The organism is Flavobacterium granuli (assembly GCF_031456055.1).
GTDB classification, from domain to species: Bacteria; Bacteroidota; Bacteroidia; order Flavobacteriales; family Flavobacteriaceae; genus Flavobacterium; species Flavobacterium granuli_A.
This window is the reverse complement of sequence record NZ_JAVDTX010000001.1, coordinates 861,322-878,787: the sequence shown is the minus strand read 5'-3', so window position 1 is coordinate 878,787 and position 17,466 is coordinate 861,322. Positions and strand designations below refer to the sequence as shown.

Sequence of the window (17,466 nt, the reverse complement as noted above, 5' to 3'; positions counted from 1 at the left end):
CTTTTTTATAAAAGCAAGCATGAAAATACTAGTAACAGGAGGTTTAGGTTTTATTGGTTCTCATACCGTAGTTGAATTACAAAATGAGGGTTTTGAAGTGGTTATAGTAGATAATCTTTCGAATTCTTCGGAGGAAGTTTTAAAAGGAATTGTTGCCATTACAGGAAAAATGCCAATATTCGAAAAGTTGGATTTACGTGAGAAAAAAAGCGTGCAAGATTTTTTCAAAAAGCATAATGATGTTAATGGAGTTATTCATTTTGCTGCTTCCAAAGCTGTAGGCGAAAGTGTTGAAAATCCGTTGTTGTATTATGAAAACAACTTAGGAACGTTGGTTTATATTTTGCAGGAATTAGAAAAAAAGCCAGAAGCTAATTTTATTTTTAGTTCATCCTGTACTGTTTATGGTCAAGCGGAAATAATGCCAATAACTGAAAACGCACCTGTACAAACTGCCATGTCTCCTTATGGAAACAGCAAACAAATAGGCGAAGAAATCATAGTCGATGTAGCCAAAGTAACAAGTATCAATGCAATTTTGTTGCGCTATTTCAACCCGATTGGCTCACATCCTTCTGCTGAGATTGGGGAATTACCATTAGGTGTGCCACAAAATTTAGTGCCTTTTATTACCCAAACTGGGTTTGGTTTGCGTCAGGAATTATCTGTTTTTGGAGATGATTATCCTACGCCAGACGGAACTTGTATTAGGGATTACATACACGTAGTCGATTTGGCTAAAGCCCATGTTATTGCATTACAGCGTTTGCTGAATAAAAAGAATCTTGACAAAGTAGAAACATTCAATTTAGGAACTGGAACAGGAAGTTCAGTTTTGGAAGTGATTCGTAGTTTCGAAAAAGTAAGTGGTAAAAAACTTCCTTTTAAAATTGTTCCCCGCAGAGATGGTGATATTGCCGAAGCTTATGCTAATACTGACAAAGCCAATAATGTGTTGGGATGGAAAGCAGAATCAACTTTAGATGAAGCCATGGCCAGCGCCTGGAAATGGGAGCAGAAGATTAGAAGTTAGATTTCAGAAAACAGATTAGAAAAAACGGAATCCCAAACTATCGAAGATAATTTGGGATTTTTGTCTTTATTCTGAAATCTAAAAACTGCAATCTGGAGTCTAAGATTTAAGCATTCGCTGTAGCAGCTTCTTTGTCAATTTTTCCAATCAAACCAGCCAATACTTTTCCTGGACCTACTTCTGTAAACAAAGTTGCACCATCGGCAATCATTTGTTGAACCGATTGTGTCCAACGTACTGGAGCAGTCAATTGAATAATTAAGTTTTTCTTGATTTCGTTTGCATCAGATACTGCGCTTGCCGTCACGTTTTGGTATACTGGGCAAATAGGAGTAGAGAATGTAGTCGCTTCAATTGCAGCAGCAAGTTCCTCTCTTGCAGGTTCCATCATTGGTGAGTGAAATGCTCCTCCAACAGGTAATAATAATGCACGTTTTGCACCAGCTGCTTTCATTGCTTCACAGGCTTTTTCTACTGCAGAAAATTCTCCTGAGATCACTAATTGTCCAGGACAATTGTAATTAGCTGCCACTACGACACCATCAATAGATGCACAAACTTCTTCAACGATATTGTCTGCCAATCCTAAAACGGCAGCCATTGTTGACGGAGTGATTTCGCAAGCTTTTTGCATTGCTAAGGCACGTTGTGAAACTAATTTTAATCCGTCTTCAAAAGACAAAGCGCCATTGGCAACCAATGCTGAGAATTCTCCCAAAGAGTGTCCTGCTACCATTTCTGGTTTGAAATCTTCCAATGTTTTGGCCAAAATAACCGAGTGTAAAAAAACTGCCGGTTGTGTTACTTTGGTTTCTTTCAATTCCTCAGCCGTTCCTTCAAACATAATGTCAGTGATGCGGAAGCCTAAGATTTCATTTGCTTTTTCGAATAATTCTTTTGCTAATGGTGAGTTTTCATATAAGTCTTTGCCCATTCCCGTGAACTGTGCTCCTTGACCTGGAAATACGTATGCCTTCATATTTTTTGTTTTTTTGTTTAAAAGTTTCAGTTTTTTAAAAGTGAAATCAAAAAACCGACTGCAAAAGTACTACTTTTTTTAGGAGCAGCAATTTTTTGCTTATTAAGAACAATTCTCCTGCTGTTATTCCAATCCGCGCCCAAAAGCGCGGGATTTTCCCTTCCATCAGGACTAATAAAGATTGTTTTGTTTTTTATAAGAATATTGAAGTAAAAAATACTGTTTGTAATTGATTTGAAATCAATTTAATAAGTCCTTTATTTCGTATATTTGAGTGAGTTTTTGGATGGAAAATCAATATTTTTTTGTATTCTTTAGTATTTAGCTTTTCAAAAAGTACGTTCAAAATTGAGGAAATCTGTTTGATTTTAAATGGATGAAAATAGAATATATTTCTGTAATTTAATCAGGATGTTTTTTATAAAAAAGCATTTACTTATTGTACTTTAATTAAAAAAATAAATTTATGAAAGTCTCCGTTATTCGAAAGAATGTAAAATTTTTACCTGATTCTAGTAGAGTTGTCGCTCGATATTTTATGAGTGGAGAAGATAGAACCAAAGAATTGATTAATCGTATATTGGTTATGGACGATCAACAGGTTAATCATACTTTGGAACAGATACACAGAGAATTTGCAAGACGGCACCGGAATATTTCGTCTTTATTTTATAAACATTGCGGTAACGTTAGGCCCATAATTGAAGAAATGCAAATAAATTATGAGGAACTTTCAGAAGAAAGAAAAATGCTTATTGGCTCGTATCTTACAATGGAATATTCCATTGAATCTGCTGCGTTTTTTAATCCTTCAATAGTAGAAGATTTTGATCAATCGAGTTTAGAAAAGGGAGAGAAACGTGTAATTCTTTCGTTTCGGGCTACAGGTGAGGGACATGTTTCTTCCATCGTATTTAGAAGAGGAATTATTGATAAAGACAATAATCTAAGGATGATGAGAATTGGAGATAGTATTGAAAAGGCAGAGGTTTCGCATAAAATGATGTTCAATAAAAAGAGAGTTTTGTCCAAATTAGCAGAAATGCATACACTGGATATTTATTCTTCCATAATGTGTGATTTGCCAGATGTCTTTGAGTATTCTGTTTTCAAAGATTTGCTGAAAATAGAATTAACGGATCCAAATATTAGTAAAGAAAAGCGAGAAGCTTATGAAGAAGTGATTTGGTTGTTGGATTCGTTTTATGACATACAATTCAAGCATGATTCCGATATTTCTGAGCGTGTTATTTTTCCAGTATCTGATGTTGAGAGTCGCGGGATTGAAGATGCTCGTTTTGTTCGTTTTGTTGATGATGATGGTTCTGAAAGTTTAATGGGAACTTATACTGCCTATAATGGACATTCCATCCTTTCAAAATTGATTACCACAGAAGATTTTTATACGTTTCGAGTGATGCCTTTGCATGGTGAAGGGTCGCAGAGCAAAGGGATGGCGTTGTTTCCTAAGAAAATAAATGGTAAATATGCTATGCTGGGTAGAATAGATGGAGTCAATAATTATCTGATGTATTCGGCACGTCCCAACGAATGGAAAGATCCACAAATTATTCAGAGACCCGAATATCCATGGGAATATACTCAAATTGGGAATTGTGGTTCTCCTTTATGGACACAAGAAGGATGGTTGGTGATTACACATGGAGTAGGGGCAATGAGACGTTATTGTATAGGTGTGTCATTGTTTGATTTGAATGACCCTTCAAAGGAAATTGGCAGATTGCCTGAGCCTTTGTTAACTCCTTTGGAAGATGAACGTGAAGGATACGTGCCCAATGTTGTTTATTCTTGTGGTTCGATAATTCATAATAACAGCTTAATTTTGCCTTATGCAGTTTCTGATTATTCTTCTACTTATGCCGTGGTGGATATGGTGGAATTAATGGTTGCTTTGAAAAATAGTAAAAAGTAGTTACTGCGAAATCAGTTTAATTTAAATTGGGTTATAAATATTGATTACAATAGAATTTTATATAAAATGACGGAAAAAGAAAAAATGCTTTTGGGCGAAATTTATTTTGCCAATGATAAACAGCTTAGTGAAGAGCGTACCAGAGCAAAAAAACTATTGCATAAATTGAATGTCACTGAATATTTGATGAACGGGAGATCACGTGCGATTCTTAGGGAGTTAATGCCGAATTCACATAAACGATTGTATATAGAACCACCGTTTCACTGTGATTATGGATACAATATTCATTCGGGGGAGAATGTGTATTTCAATGTCAATTGTGTGGTTTTGGACACGATGAAAGTGACTATTGGAAATAATGTTTTCTTTGCACCGGGAGTTCATATTTATACAGCAACACATCCGCTGAATGCTATTGAAAGAAGAACTGTAGAAAGTTCAAAACCCGTATCCATTGGTGATGATTGTTGGATAGGAGGGAACTCCGTTATTTGTCCGGGTGTTACTATTGGAGCAGGTTGTGTAATTGGTGCGGGGTCTGTAGTAACCAAGGATATTCCCGAAAATTCGTTGGCAGTGGGTAATCCAGCTAAAGTGATTCGGAAACTGAACGTGGATTAATCCTTTTTATTCATGTAAAAGCTCAATGCTCCTGAAGGACATTTGTTGATAGTTTCAATAATTTTTTCTGTAGTTGAACTTTCGGGTGTAATCCAAGGTTGCTCTTTTGGTTTAAAAACGTCTGGGTTATTGTGTACGCAATTTGCAGAATGAATGCATTTCCCTGATTGCCAGACAATGGTTACTTCACCATTGGTATATTCTTTTTTGATGTCTTTTGGATCCATGACTAAATTGAGGTATTAATGATTGTTTTTCCTTTAAGTAATTTTGAAATCGGACATTTATCAGCAATGACTAGCAATCGTTCTTTTTGCTCGGGAGTAACTTCTCCCGAAAAAGTAATGTTTCTTCTTATTGTTGTTGTCAATTCGCCTGCTATTGTTTCCTGATACAAATTTAGTGCAATATTTATTTCGGGGATAATCCATTCTTTTCTGTCAATGTACATTCTTAGAGTCGAAAGTGTACAGCCTGCCAAAGAAGCTATTAAGGTTGAAAATGGATCCATTCCTAAATCTTTTCCGCCAACACTTTCAGGTTCGTCCATAAGGAATTGCCCGTTTCTCCAAGTGATGTTGCATAAGTACTTTTGAGTGCCGATGCGACCAAGTATATCATTTTCTAAAAGATCTTCCATTACAATACATCGTTAAATTGCGGATTTCTGTCAAAAGTTTTTTTGGCAAAAGGACATAACGGAACAATTTTCCATTTTTTTTCTCGTGCTACTTCAACCGCTTTTTCTACTAATTTTTTACCCAATCCTTTTCCGTTGAATACTGGAGATACTTCGGTGTGATCAATGATGATTTTATCTGGTCCGGCAAATACAAAAGTCATCAAAGCTACTTTCCTGCCTTCGGAAGTAATGTTGAAATTACCGTTTTTCTCATTGAATTCTAAATTTACTGTGTCAGTCATTTTTTAAAGTTGCTAAGTTACTAAGAGGCTAAGGCTCTAAGTTTGATTAATAGTGTTTGTTTTATGATAGCTAAAAAGTAAAATTTCTTCCTTTAGCCCCGATTGCAGTGAAAATCCTTATAAGCCGGGGTTCGGCTTATAAGATTGTAAAGGAAAGCGGGACTATATTTCCAAAAATGCCTAATGTTTCTGCTCCAAATGATAATCTAACACATCTCAGAAACTTAGTTTCTTAGATACTCAGTATTTATTTTTAGTAAGTCATCGGAATCTCCATTAACAGAAATTTCGCGTCAGTTGTTGCTTTGATATCCAAAGTTTTGAAATCTGTTACACCAAAACCGTCACGAGTTTCCAATTCCTGACCGTCAACAGTTATTGTTCCAGATATTACAAAAATATACATACCGTTTCCTTCTTTTTTAAGCTCATAGTTTTTAGAAAAGCCAGCTTCAAAATCGGCTAAATGAAACCAAGCATCTTGATGAATCCATACTCCGGCATCATCAGGGTTTGGAGATAATATTTGTGCAAAATTATTTTTCTGTTCTGTAGTGTCTAAAGTGATTTGTTGGTAACGAGGTTCTACATTTCTGGTTTTTGGGAATAACCAAATTTGGAAAAGTTTGGTGCGTTGATCAGCATTTGGATTGAATTCACTGTGTTGAACTCCAGTCCCGGCACTCATTACTTGTATGTCACCTGTTTTTATTACTTCAGTATTTCCTAAACTGTCTTTGTGAGCCAAATCTCCTTCCAACGGAATAGTGATAATTTCCATATTGTCGTGCGGGTGTGTGCCAAAACCCATTCCACCGTCAATAGTGTCGTCGTTTAAAACACGTAAAGCGCCAAATTGAACTTTATCCGCATTGTACCAACTTGCAAAGCTAAAACTGTGATAAGCATTTAACCATCCGTGATCTGCGTGTCCTCTTGTGTCGGCTTTGTGTAAAACTGTATTTTTCATGATGTATAAATTTAGTGATTTTTGTTATACAAATTTATATCCTATGGAAGCGAAGGACACTTAACCTAGATTAAGAAGTTTTTTCTAGTGTTGAGAAGAGAGTATAATTTGCAGATAGCAGATAACAGTTTGCAATCGATAGGATTGAGTACTGCCAACTATTTTCTAAGTAATCTCGATTTCATTTTGCTGTAAAACTCGGGGGTAACTCCTAAATAAGAAGCAATTTGTTTTTGGGCAATTTTTTGAATGAGAGTGGGATACTTTTTGTTGAATTTTTCAAAACGTTCCTCGGCGGTTAGGCTGAGGTTGTCCATTAAACGTTCTTGGTTTGCGACTAATGAATTTTCGGTAAGTATTCTGAAGAAACGTTCTAGCTTTGGGATTTCCCGATAGAGTATTTCTTGATTTTCTTTGGATAATAAAACTACTTCGGCATCTTCCAAAACTTCGATGAACAGATTGCCTGGCTTTTGCGAAAGCAAACTATACAGGTCGCCTATCCACCAACCTTCGCAGGCAAAAGTCAACACATGTTCTACAATATTATCATTAATGTTGAAACTGCGCAAAATACCCGAATTTACAAAATAGGAATGTTTGCAAATCGCACCACTATTCAATAAAATGGTTTTAGCCTTATAAGTCTGTATTTCTGTTTTGGACAGGAAAAGCTCTTTTTCTTGAACTGTGAGCGTTACATGTTGCTCAATATTTTTGAGTATTAAAGTCATTTATTTTTGCTCTGGTAGTAAAGTAAAGGAGGAAACTTGGAAACGATTGTTTACTATTTTTCCTGTAACCTCCGCTTTTCTAACGGCTTCGCAAAAACCATCTTTGGCATGCGCGTCTCCATGTTCGTCAATTTTGGTTCCATCCACAAAATAGGCTTTGCCATCGATTCGAACGGCCAAATCACAGCCTTTTCCTTTCAAACCAAATTGGCATTCACCACAGGAAACTTCAACTATTTGAGGTTTTAATGTCTCTTTTTTTTCTTGAGCACTTGATATTAATGCTGTAAATAATAATACGATTGAGAATAGATTTTTCATATAGAAGGAATTTGAAAGCCCTAAGTTAAGGATTTTACTTTGTCTCTAATTCTAAATGGAATAGTTTTTAAACATATAAATCCATAACAATCTTGAAAGACGAATATTGAAAGAAGCCATTGACACTATAACAAAAGCAATAATGGCAATGATTCTTAAGTCGAACCTTTCTGTGAAAAATTGTTGAGCAATTAAATAAGTTGCAATTCCCTGCGCTACGGTTAAGCCATAGTTTACATACATAGCTCCAAAGAAATAGCCTGGTTCTTTCTCGAATTTAAAGTGACAATGGGGACAATATTGATTCATTTTTGGAAAACCAATATTTAGGAAGATGTTCTTTTCGTTAAATACTTTTCCTTCGTGACAATGAGGGCATTCGTTATTTAGGATGTGGACAATTGTGTGTGACATTTTTTTATTTTTTTCAAAGGTATTTTTTATTGGTGTCGCAGATGTTTTCTATATTCGCTAATTATAGCACAATAAAGACATTTAAGCATCATGAGCAAATATCCAATTTATTCTATTCAGCGATTCAATTGTAATGATGTCAATAGTGATTTCTATATAAACACCTTCAAAAATCACTTAGTTGATCACAGTTTTGTTGAAGAACCTCATAGACATAATTCGTATGTACTGGTTATTTTTACCAAAGGATCAGGAACGCATGACATCGATTTTGATACTTTTAAAATTCAGCCTGGGAGTATGTTTTTTATGCAACCCGGACAAATACACCATTGGAGTTTGTCTGACGATATTGATGGGTTTGTTGTTTTTTATTCCCAAGAGATGTACAATCTTTATTTTAGGCAAAAAGCAATAGAGGTTTATCCTTTTTATTCTTCAATGGGAAATTCGCCCGAAATGATATTTGATGCCAAAGAATTAAAGGAAATAGAAACTTATTTTTATAATATGCTTGAGGAATATCAAGGGAATAAAATCATGAAGCAAGATAAAATCATGAATTTATTGGACAGTATTCATATTGAAATTGCAAGAAAGTATAATGAAAGCAATATTCTGGAAACACATTCCTATAATGTAAAAATCAAAGATTTTGATGCGCTTTTGGAAAAGTATTTTTTGACAGAAAAAGCACCTTCGTTTTATGCTTCCCAACTCCACATTACGCTGAAGCATTTGAATAGAGTTTGCAATGAAATCTTAAAAAAGACCACAACTCAGGTTATTACGGACAGGATCATTCTAGAAGCCAAAAGAATGCTAATGGATAAAAAAAGAACAGTCAACGAAATCGCAACAGCGTTGGGTTTCGATGACTATTCCTATTTTGTGCGTTTGTTCAAGAAGCATACCGCAATGACGCCGACGACTTTTCGCGTTTCTAAAAAGTAATTAAGAATGTACTTTGATTAATTTAGCTGCTTCTTTAGCTTTTTCTACTACTTCTTCAATTACTGTGTCTAGAGTATCATTGACTAAAGCCACACCCATTCTGCGATAAGGTCTTGAAGTAGGTTTGCCAAATATTCTAAAATCGGTTTTGGGTAAAGCAGCGATTTTTTCTATTCCTGTAAAAGTAGGGTTTGTTGAATTTTCGGATGCTAAGATTACGGCACTTGCTCCTGATTTTTCTAATGTAATTTCGAAAATTGGAAGGCTCAAAATGGCTCGTAAATGCAACTCGAATTCATTAAAATTTTGCGTTCCCGCCAAAGTAACCATTCCGGTGTCGTGGGGTCTCGGTGATAATTCGGAGAAATATACTCCGTCATCAGCAAGGAAAAATTCAACGCCGAATAATCCTGCTCCGCCCAAAGCTTCGGTTACTTTTTCGGCCATATCTTGTGCTTCGTATAAATCCTTATCGGATACTTTGGCTGGTTGCCAGCTTTCTTGATAATCGCCACGTTCTTGTCTGTGACCGATTGGTGCACAAAACAAAGTAGGATTACTTCGTCCGTTCGCTGTCGCTCGGGTGTTGTTTTGAACTACGGTTAATAAGGTAATTTCCGAATTGAACTTCACAAAAGCTTCTACGATAACTTCGACTACATCGCCACGGGAACCTTCTACGGCATATTGCCAGGCTTTGTCAATATCAGCTGTAGTTTTTATAGTCGATTGCCCTTTTCCAGAGGAAGACATTAATGGTTTTACGACACAAGGCATTCCAACGGCTTTAACACCTTTGTGTAATTCTTCGGCTGAAGTGGCATAGCGGTAATTGGCGGTGCGTAATCCCAGTTCTTTGGCAGCTAAATCCCGGATGGCTTTTCGGTTCATGGTAAAGTTGGCCGCTTTTGCAGAGGGAACAACTGTGATTCCTTGTTTTTCGTAATCATAGAAACGCTCAGTTCTGATGGCTTCTATTTCGGGAACGATGAAATCGGGTTGGTGTTTAGCTACGATTTTGTCCAATGCGTCTCCATCGAGCATATTGATGACTTCAAAACCGTGTGCTACTTGCATCGCTGGGGCGTTTTCATAACTGTCAACGGCAATTATGGTTTGACCGATGCGTTGTGCAGCGATTGTAAATTCTTTTCCTAATTCGCCAGAGCCTAGAAGTAGTATTTTCATTGAAAGAAGTTTAGTAAGATTATGAGGTTTATGAGTTTAGTCTGTTTTGTGTAATTATAACAAAAATACGTTTTTTGTATTGAATTTTTTATAGGAATGGTTGCTGTGTTTTACTAATTTCTTTCGAAAATATCAAATGGCTTATTTAGCAGTTTTCCGCGTGAGGGATAGGAGCAAGCTACCGAAGTAGCGCGGATAGCTCGACAGCATAAAGAAAAGAGGCCGACTCACCGGTGTGATGAGTTGGCCTCTTTTCTTTATGGTGGCACGCCCAAATAATGGATAATGATATTGCTTAAAAACTATAACCGACTTTTACACCACAGCGGAAAACAAAATTATCGGAGTATATGTTGTCGATGTCGCCTTTACCTTTTACTTCCCATTTCCAATTATATCCAATTGAAGGATCGATGCTGAGATTCTTGCCGACCCTGATTTTGTATCCAAGGTCATTATTGATTGCACTCCAGTAGGAATAGGTGCCGTGAAAATTGCCTAATGGGGTACTTTCGTCAAAATTGGTGTTGGAATAGCCCAAAAGCCATTGTATATAAACCCCGGACTTGCGTCCCGATTTTCTGTAAAATCGGCGGCCAATTTCTACAGCAAAACCGTTTCCTTTTACCTTTACTAGATTATTGTCATATTCCATCTGAGTAGCAGAAACATTTAATATGGTTGTGGTGTAATGCCTGAAGATAACCATGTAGTTGTTGCTAAATTCAGCACTTATACCAAATAAGGAAGGATCGGAATAACCATAGTTTGCCGAAATTGTAGTGCTATTGATGTCTAATTTTTGTTGCTGGGCAAATGTTTTTGCCGTGAATAACAGTATCCCGATTAGTAGAATTTTCTTCTTCATTTTCCTAAGGATTTAGTGTTATGAAGTTACGAAATTTTTGGTAATAAAATTAGTTTGTCTCTGTGTAGAAATTTTAGAAACTAGTTTGGATTTTGGGTGTAAAAAAACAGTTTAAAGAATAAAGTGATGAAACTTTAAGCCTTAAACTGTTTAATAATTGAAATAAATTCTATTTATGCTAGAACTTCAGTTAGCGAAACAGCTTCTTTGATTCTGCGTAATGCTTCTTTTAATAATTCTTCACTAGTTGCGTAAGAGAAACGGATGCAATTTGGGTTTCCAAAAGCGTCACCTGTTACAGTCGCTACACAAGCTTCGGCCAAAAGATACATTGAGAAGTCATTTGCATCTTTAATTAATGTTCCTTTTAATGTTTTTCCGAAGAAAGAAGAAACGTCTGGGAATACATAGAAAGCTCCTTCTGGAACGTTGATTTTTACACCTGGGATTTCTTTTAATAATCCAACTACTAAATCTCTACGGCTTTGGAAAGCGTCAACCATGTGTTTCAATACAGATGGGTCAGCATCTACAGCAGTAATAGTAGCGCGTTGTGCAATACTGTTTGCTCCACTAGTTACTTGACCTTGAATTTTGATACAAGCTTTAGCAATGAATTCTGGTGCTCCAATGTATCCAATTCTCCATCCTGTCATAGCAAATGCTTTGGCAACTCCATTTACAGTTATTGTTTTTTCTAACATTCCTGGAATAGAAGCGATGCTACAGAAAGTCCCTGAGAAATTAATGTGCTCATAGATTTCGTCGGCAACTACATATACGTGTGGGTGTTTTTCTAAAACTTTTGCAAGAGCAGTCAATTCTTCTCTGTTGTAAACTGATCCACTTGGGTTACAAGGAGAACTGAACCACATCATTTTTGTTTTTGGTGTAATTGCTGCTTCCAGTTGTTCTGGTGTGATTTTGAAATCAGTTTCTACAGAAGTTGGAACTTCTACAGGAACTCCTCCTGATAATTTTACAATTTCGAAATAAGAAACCCAGTACGGTGCTGGCAAAATAACCTCGTCACCGTCGTTAAGCATTACTTGTGCAATGTTATATAAAGATTGTTTGGCTCCTGTTGAAACCACAATTTGTGATGGTTTGTAATCTAAATTATTGTCTCTTTTAAATTTTCTGCAAATTGCTTCTTTCAATTCTGCGTAACCTTCTACTGGAGAATATGTGCTGTAGTTTTCATCGATAGCGCGTTTTGCAGCTTCTTTGATAAAATCTGGAGTATTGAAATCTGGTTCTCCTAAACTTAAACTGATAATGTCTTTTCCTTGTGCTTTTAATTCTCTAGCCAATGCAGCCATTGCTAATGTTTGCGATGTGGCTAAATTGTTAATTCTGTCTGAAAGTGGATTGCTCATTAAATTGTAATTTTTTGGTTTATTCTTTTTTTAGATAATTATTATACTGCGGGTTCTAGTCCCAATGTTTTTAAATGTTTGAAATGGGCAATAACAGCAGCTGTCATTGTTTTGTATTCGTAGTAAGGTAATTGGCACTCTTTTGCCGTTTCTTTTACAATTTTTGCAATTTTACCATAGTGTACATGGCTGATGTGCGGGAAAATATGGTGCTCAATTTGGTGATTTAATCCTCCAGTATACCAGTTTACAATTTTGTTTTTTGGAGCAAAATTAACTGTGGTAAATAATTGGTGAATAGCCCAAGTGTTTTCCATTTCACCTACTTCATTTGGTTGTGGATTGGCAGCTTCGTCAACTACGTGTGCCAATTGGAATACAATACTCAAGATCAATCCAGCAGTGTAATGCATGATAAAAAATCCTAGTAAAACTTTCCACCAAGTGATTCCGATAACAATTGGTAAAACAATCCAAATAGCTATGTAAATTACTTTTGTGATGATTAGTGTTGTCCAAAGTACTTTTGGGCTTTTTGGTTCACCATAAGATAATTTTCTTTTTAGATAATTACGCATTTGCTTAAAATCGGTAGTTATGGCCCAATTGAAAGTCAATAATCCATATAAAAACACAGCGTAATATTGTTGGAATTTGTGGAATTTATGCCATTCTGCTTCTTTAGAGAAACGCATGATTCTTCCAGCTTCTAAGTCTTCGTCATGACCTATGATGTTCGTATAAGTGTGGTGTAAAACGTTGTGTTGTACTTGCCAGTTGTGTACGTTTCCTGCTAATACATATATGGTTCCTCCCATGAATTTATTAACCCAGCTTTTGGTTGAATAAGATCCGTGGTTGGCATCGTGCATTACGTTCATTCCAATTCCGGCCATTCCAATTCCCATAACAATGGTTAATAAAAGGTGTACCCAAAAAGGCATATCTAATGTAAGTATCAAAAAATAGGGAACAAGAAAGACAGTAAAAAGAATTACAGTTTTTAAATGGATCTTCCAGTTTCCAGTTTTTTCGATATTATTTTCTTTGAAATAGCTGTTAACTCGAGAATTAAGAGTTCTGAAAAACTTTAAATTATCTTGTTTTGCAAATGTAGGTGCGGTATTGTTCATATGATTTTTTGAATATTTGCAAAGGTAACCAATATAAATTTTCAACATGCAATATTGAGTTAAATATTTCTAAGCGAAAAGCAGTACTTTTGTTAAAAATTTTTAAGATGGACGAGATTCTAAAGTATTTTCCTAACCTGTCTGATAATCAGATAGAACAGTTTCAAAAATTGGATTTTTTATACCACGATTGGAATGAAAAAATCAACGTTATTTCCCGTAAAGATATTGATTCGTTGTATACTAAACATATATTGCATTCATTGGCAATTGCCAAAGTAAATAAGTTTGAGCCCGGAACTTATGTATTGGATGTGGGAACAGGAGGGGGATTTCCAGGGATTCCATTGGCTATTCTTTTCCCGGAAACGCGTTTTTATTTGATTGATGTTATTGCCAAGAAAATAAAAGTTGTTCAGGCTGTTGCCGAAGCATTAGAACTAAAAAATGTCAAAGCAGAACAACTTCGTGCTGAAAATGTAAAAGGAGATTTTGATTTCATTGTGAGCCGAGCGGTGACCAATATGCCTGATTTTGTTTCTTGGATAAAAACCAAAATTAAGAAGCAAAATAAACACGAATTGAAAAACGGTATTCTTTATCTGAAGGGTGGTGATTTAACCGAAGAACTAAAAGATTTTCCGAAGGCGACAGAATACAATATTTCCGATTTCTTCGAAGATGAGTTTTTCGAAACAAAAAAAGTGGTTCACTTGCCGTTGAAGTTTGTGGTGTAAATTTGTTGGAAATAGTATTATCAAGTTTAAAATAAATTAAATGTTTAAGAGAATAAAATTAGTGTGCTTTTTGTTTGTGTTTTTTATTGCTGCCAATGGGAATGCACAAGATTCAGAAATAGGGAATTGGTTTCTGTATTTCGGGAATCAGAAAATAAATAATCGATGGAATTGGCACAATGAAGTACAATATCGTAATTATAATTTCGCAGGAGATTTAGAGCAATTGATTTTAAGAACTGGAATTGGATATAATCTATCCGAAAACAATAACAATATATTGTTGGGATATGCTTTCATCCATTCAGAACCTTACATCGCTGGAACAGATGATAAATTTAAAACGGATGAACATCGAATCTTTGAGCAATTCATTAGTAAACAACAATTTGGAAGAGTAAATATTCAACATAGGTATCGTTTTGAACAGCGAATTATTGATGAAAATTTCAAAATGCGGTTACGTTATTTTCTGTCTTTGAATGTTCCAATTAATAAAAAAGTGATGGATAAAAATGCCATTTATGCTTCTGCATATAATGAAATTTTCATCAATACTGAAGCCAATTATTTTGACAGAGATCGTATTTATGGAGGTGTTGGCTATTGTTTTAATAAAAGTTTAAAAATGGAAGTGGGTGTGATGTCACAAATATTGTCTAACTCAAGTAGAACCCAATTTCAAATTATGTTTTTTAATAGTTTGCCTTTTTAGGTTTCTTTGGAAATTAGAAAGTTCAGTTTTTAATTTTGATGTTATATCACCCTTCTAAATAGTTTTAATATGAAAAAACAACTTCACAAAATTATTTTAGTACTGTCGCTAATTCTTTTAAATACATCTTGTCAGAATAAGGAAATTAAAGTGACAGAATCCGTTTTGGAGATAAAGCAAATTCCATTAAAAGAAAAAGTTTTAACTGCTGAAGAGCAAAAAACATTAACTCCAGATTTAGTTATTCAGCGGCTAAAAGAAGGGAATAAACGTTTCATGAGTAATAATTTGACTCTTAGAGATCATTCCGCTTTAGTTCGTGATGCAACACAAGGGCAGTATCCAAAAGCAGTTATTTTATCGTGTTTAGACAGTAGAATTCCTGTTGAAGATGTTTTTGATAAAGGAATTGGTGATTTATTCGTAGCAAGAATAGCTGGGAATTTTGTCAATGAAGATTTATTAGGCAGTATGGAGTTTGGCTGTAAAGTATCTGGAGCAAAACTTATTTTGGTTTTGGGACATGAATCTTGCGGAGCTGTAAAATCTGCAATTGATGATGTGAAGCTCGGAAATATAACGGCAATGCTTTCTAAAATAAAACCTGCTATAGCAAAGTCACAAGATTTTGAAGGAGAAAAAAAATCTAAAAACCCTGATTTTGTAGAATATGTTGCCAAAAACAATGTGCTTCAAACAATCGAAACGATAAGAGCTAAAAGTCCGATTTTAAAAGAAATGGAAGAGAAGGGCGAAATCAAAATTATTGGTGGCTATTATGATCTTCATACAGGAGAAATTACTTTTTTATAAAATTTTATTCTAAAAAATAAAAGCCGAATCTTAATTTAAGATTCGGCTTTTTATATTTACAAAGAGTCTTTAAGACTTTCGAATTTTAACTTTAAGACTAAAAATCTATTCTCCCAAGAAAGGATATCTGTAATCTACTGGAGTTACAAACGTCTCTTTGATAGTTCTTGGAGAAGCCCAACGCAATAAGTTCAATGCAGAACCTGCTTTGTCGTTAGTCCCAGAAGCTCTTGCTCCACCAAATGGTTGCATTCCTACGATAGCTCCAGTTGGTTTGTCATTGATGTAGAAGTTTCCGGCAGCGTTTTGTAAAGCTGTAGTTGCTTCTTCAATAGCGTAACGATCTTGACTGAAAACAGCTCCAGTTAAAGCATATTCAGATGTAGAATCTACCAATTTCAATGTTTCAGACCATTTAGCGTCTTCATAAACATAAATTGTCATAACAGGTCCGAATAATTCGGTTTCCATTGTTGTGTAATGTGGGTTTGTTGTTACGATTATTGTTGGTTCAACAAAGTAACCAACAGATTTGTCGTAATTTCCACCAACTATAATTTCTGCATCAGCATCTTTTTTGGCTTGATCAATGAAGCTAGCCAATTTATCAAAAGATCCTTCATGGATAACAGCAGTAATAAAGTTGCTGAAATCTTCTGGAGAACCCATTTTCATTGATTTTGTATCAGTAATCAATTGTTCTTTAATTGCTGGCCATAAGCTTTGTGGTACATAAGCTCTTGAAGCTGCAGAACATTTTTGTCCTTGAAATTCAAATGCTCCACGAACAATTCCTGTCGCAACTTGTTTTGGATTAGCACTTGGGTGAGCAATGATAAAATCTTTACCACCTGTTTCTCCAACAATTCTTGGGTATGTTTTGTAATGGTGAACGTTTGTTCCAATTTTTGCCCAGATATCTTTGAATACATGAGTAGAACCAGTAAAGTGGATTCCAGCAAAATCACGACTTGCCAAAACTGTATCGGTAATCATCAAAGCATCTCCAAAAACAACGTTAATCACACCGTCAGGAACTCCAGCTTCTTTGAATACGTCGATAATAACTTTGGCAGAGAATACTTGGCTGTCACTTGGTTTCCAAATCACAACATTACCCATCATAGCTGCACTTGCAGGCAAATTTGCAGCAATAGCAGTAAAGTTGAATGGAGTTATTGCATATACAAAACCTTCAAGAGGTCTGTATTCTAAACGGTTCCACATATCTGAAGCTGATTTTGGTTGATCAGCATAAATTTGTGTCATGAATTCTACGTTGAAACGTAAAAAATCAATCAATTCACAGGCAGCGTCAATTTCTGCTTGGTGAATATTTTTGGATTGCCCAATCATTGTTGCGGCATTAATTTTTGCTCTGTAAGGACCGGCAATCAATTCAGCTGCTTTTAGGAAAATTGCTGCTCTTTGTTCCCAAGCCATATTTGCCCATGCTGTTCTGGATTCCAGAGCATTTGCAATAGCGCTTTCTACGTGTGATTTTTCGGCCAAATGGTAAGTTCCAACTACATGTTTATGATCGTGCGGAGCGGTCATGTTTTTGGTGTTTCCTGTTCTAATTTCTTCGCTACCAATGTACAATGGAACGTCGATTTTAGTATTCCACATTTCTTTATAGGCTGATAAAACAGCTGCTTTTTCAGGGGAATTAGGTGCGTATCCTTTTACGGGTTCGTTTACCGCTTTAGGTACATTGAAAAATCCTTTTAGCATATCTTTATTATTA

At 35.5% G+C, this 17,466-nt stretch carries 20 protein-coding genes; 7 read left to right on the top strand and 13 right to left on the bottom strand.

Annotated elements, in window-relative coordinates; genetic code table 11:
• Positions 1-19 precede the first annotated feature (19 nt).
• Positions 20-1,033, top strand: a complete 1,014-nt coding sequence (gene galE / locus J2W95_RS03820; protein WP_310004112.1) for a UDP-glucose 4-epimerase GalE — start codon at positions 20-22, stop codon at positions 1,031-1,033.
• 106 nt (positions 1,034-1,139) lie between these two features.
• Here galE and fabD read toward each other — a convergent pair whose 3' ends face one another.
• A complete protein-coding gene (gene fabD, locus J2W95_RS03815) occupies positions 1,140-2,012 on the bottom strand; it encodes an ACP S-malonyltransferase (protein WP_310004110.1) in 873 nt (290 codons plus the stop codon).
• Positions 2,013-2,478: 466 nt separating this feature from the next.
• Here fabD and J2W95_RS03810 point away from each other — a divergent pair, with 466 nt between their 5' ends.
• Together J2W95_RS03810 and J2W95_RS03805 are read left to right on the top strand one after the other, a co-directional pair.
• Complete coding sequence (locus J2W95_RS03810) at positions 2,479-3,945, top strand: glycoside hydrolase family 130 protein (protein ID WP_310004108.1); 1,467 nt, start codon at positions 2,479-2,481, stop codon at positions 3,943-3,945.
• Positions 3,946-4,011: 66 nt separating this feature from the next.
• Positions 4,012-4,569 carry a sugar O-acetyltransferase gene (locus tag J2W95_RS03805; protein ID WP_310004106.1) on the top strand — a complete coding sequence of 186 codons (558 nt, stop codon included), beginning with the start codon at positions 4,012-4,014 and terminating at the stop codon, positions 4,567-4,569.
• On the opposite strand, the gene J2W95_RS03800 is transcribed toward J2W95_RS03805, so the two are convergent.
• The 7 genes from J2W95_RS03800 to J2W95_RS03770 form a co-directional block, all read right to left on the bottom strand.
• Positions 4,566-4,796 (bottom strand): (4Fe-4S)-binding protein, encoded by a 231-nt coding sequence (locus J2W95_RS03800; RefSeq protein WP_310004104.1) that lies wholly within the window; start codon positions 4,794-4,796, stop codon positions 4,566-4,568. The two genes, J2W95_RS03805 and J2W95_RS03800, sit on opposite strands and share 4 nt — an antisense overlap.
• A gap of 2 nt (positions 4,797-4,798) precedes the next feature.
• The gene (locus tag J2W95_RS03795; protein ID WP_310004102.1) at positions 4,799-5,209 is read right to left on the bottom strand and encodes an OsmC family protein; all 411 of its coding nucleotides are present in this window, start codon (positions 5,207-5,209) and stop codon (positions 4,799-4,801) included.
• Complete coding sequence (locus J2W95_RS03790; RefSeq protein ID WP_310004099.1) at positions 5,209-5,493, bottom strand: GNAT family N-acetyltransferase; 285 nt, start codon at positions 5,491-5,493, stop codon at positions 5,209-5,211. Before J2W95_RS03790 ends, J2W95_RS03795 begins: the two co-directional genes overlap by 1 nt.
• A 253-nt stretch (positions 5,494-5,746) precedes the next feature.
• Positions 5,747-6,463 (bottom strand): pirin family protein, encoded by a 717-nt coding sequence (locus tag J2W95_RS03785; RefSeq protein ID WP_310004097.1) that lies wholly within the window; start codon positions 6,461-6,463, stop codon positions 5,747-5,749.
• Positions 6,464-6,621: 158 nt separating this feature from the next.
• Positions 6,622-7,197, bottom strand: coding sequence for a Crp/Fnr family transcriptional regulator (locus J2W95_RS03780; protein ID WP_310004096.1), 576 nt, complete (start codon positions 7,195-7,197; stop codon positions 6,622-6,624).
• Complete coding sequence (locus J2W95_RS03775; RefSeq protein WP_310004094.1) at positions 7,198-7,518, bottom strand: DUF6370 family protein; 321 nt, start codon at positions 7,516-7,518, stop codon at positions 7,198-7,200.
• Positions 7,519-7,569: 51 nt separating this feature from the next.
• Positions 7,570-7,932 carry a DUF983 domain-containing protein gene (locus J2W95_RS03770; protein WP_310004092.1) on the bottom strand — a complete coding sequence of 121 codons (363 nt, stop codon included), beginning with the start codon at positions 7,930-7,932 and terminating at the stop codon, positions 7,570-7,572.
• Positions 7,933-8,022: 90 nt separating this feature from the next.
• Between J2W95_RS03770 and J2W95_RS03765 the strand changes: the two genes are divergently transcribed.
• A complete protein-coding gene (locus J2W95_RS03765) occupies positions 8,023-8,886 on the top strand; it encodes an AraC family transcriptional regulator (RefSeq protein ID WP_310004090.1) in 864 nt (287 codons plus the stop codon).
• Here J2W95_RS03765 and purT read toward each other — a convergent pair whose 3' ends face one another.
• The 4 genes from purT to J2W95_RS03745 form a co-directional block, all read right to left on the bottom strand.
• Entirely contained in the window at positions 8,887-10,074 is a 1,188-nt protein-coding gene (gene purT, locus J2W95_RS03760) for a formate-dependent phosphoribosylglycinamide formyltransferase (protein ID WP_310004088.1), read from the bottom strand.
• A 295-nt stretch (positions 10,075-10,369) separates the two neighbouring features.
• Entirely contained in the window at positions 10,370-10,942 is a 573-nt protein-coding gene (locus J2W95_RS03755) for a hypothetical protein (protein WP_310004087.1), read from the bottom strand.
• A gap of 173 nt (positions 10,943-11,115) precedes the next feature.
• Positions 11,116-12,321: a pyridoxal phosphate-dependent aminotransferase gene (locus tag J2W95_RS03750; protein WP_310004085.1), complete on the bottom strand. Its 1,206-nt coding sequence runs from the start codon at positions 12,319-12,321 to the stop codon at positions 11,116-11,118.
• Between the two features lie 41 nt (positions 12,322-12,362).
• The gene (locus tag J2W95_RS03745) at positions 12,363-13,454 is read right to left on the bottom strand and encodes a fatty acid desaturase family protein (RefSeq protein ID WP_310004083.1); all 1,092 of its coding nucleotides are present in this window, start codon (positions 13,452-13,454) and stop codon (positions 12,363-12,365) included.
• A gap of 107 nt (positions 13,455-13,561) precedes the next feature.
• Here J2W95_RS03745 and rsmG point away from each other — a divergent pair, with 107 nt between their 5' ends.
• The 3 genes from rsmG (at position 13,562) to J2W95_RS03730 (ending at position 15,719) form a co-directional block, all read left to right on the top strand.
• Positions 13,562-14,191 (top strand): 16S rRNA (guanine(527)-N(7))-methyltransferase RsmG, encoded by a 630-nt coding sequence (rsmG, locus tag J2W95_RS03740; protein ID WP_310004081.1) that lies wholly within the window; start codon positions 13,562-13,564, stop codon positions 14,189-14,191.
• Positions 14,192-14,231: 40 nt separating this feature from the next.
• Positions 14,232-14,906, top strand: a complete 675-nt coding sequence (locus tag J2W95_RS03735) for a DUF2490 domain-containing protein (protein WP_310004079.1) — start codon at positions 14,232-14,234, stop codon at positions 14,904-14,906.
• 69 nt (positions 14,907-14,975) lie between these two features.
• Entirely contained in the window at positions 14,976-15,719 is a 744-nt protein-coding gene (locus tag J2W95_RS03730) for a carbonic anhydrase family protein (protein WP_310004077.1), read from the top strand.
• 105 nt (positions 15,720-15,824) lie between these two features.
• Here J2W95_RS03730 and pruA read toward each other — a convergent pair whose 3' ends face one another.
• On the bottom strand, positions 15,825-17,453 hold the full coding sequence (pruA, locus tag J2W95_RS03725) for an L-glutamate gamma-semialdehyde dehydrogenase (protein ID WP_310004074.1): 1,629 nt from the start codon (positions 17,451-17,453) through the stop codon (positions 15,825-15,827).
• Positions 17,454-17,466 lie beyond the last annotated feature (13 nt).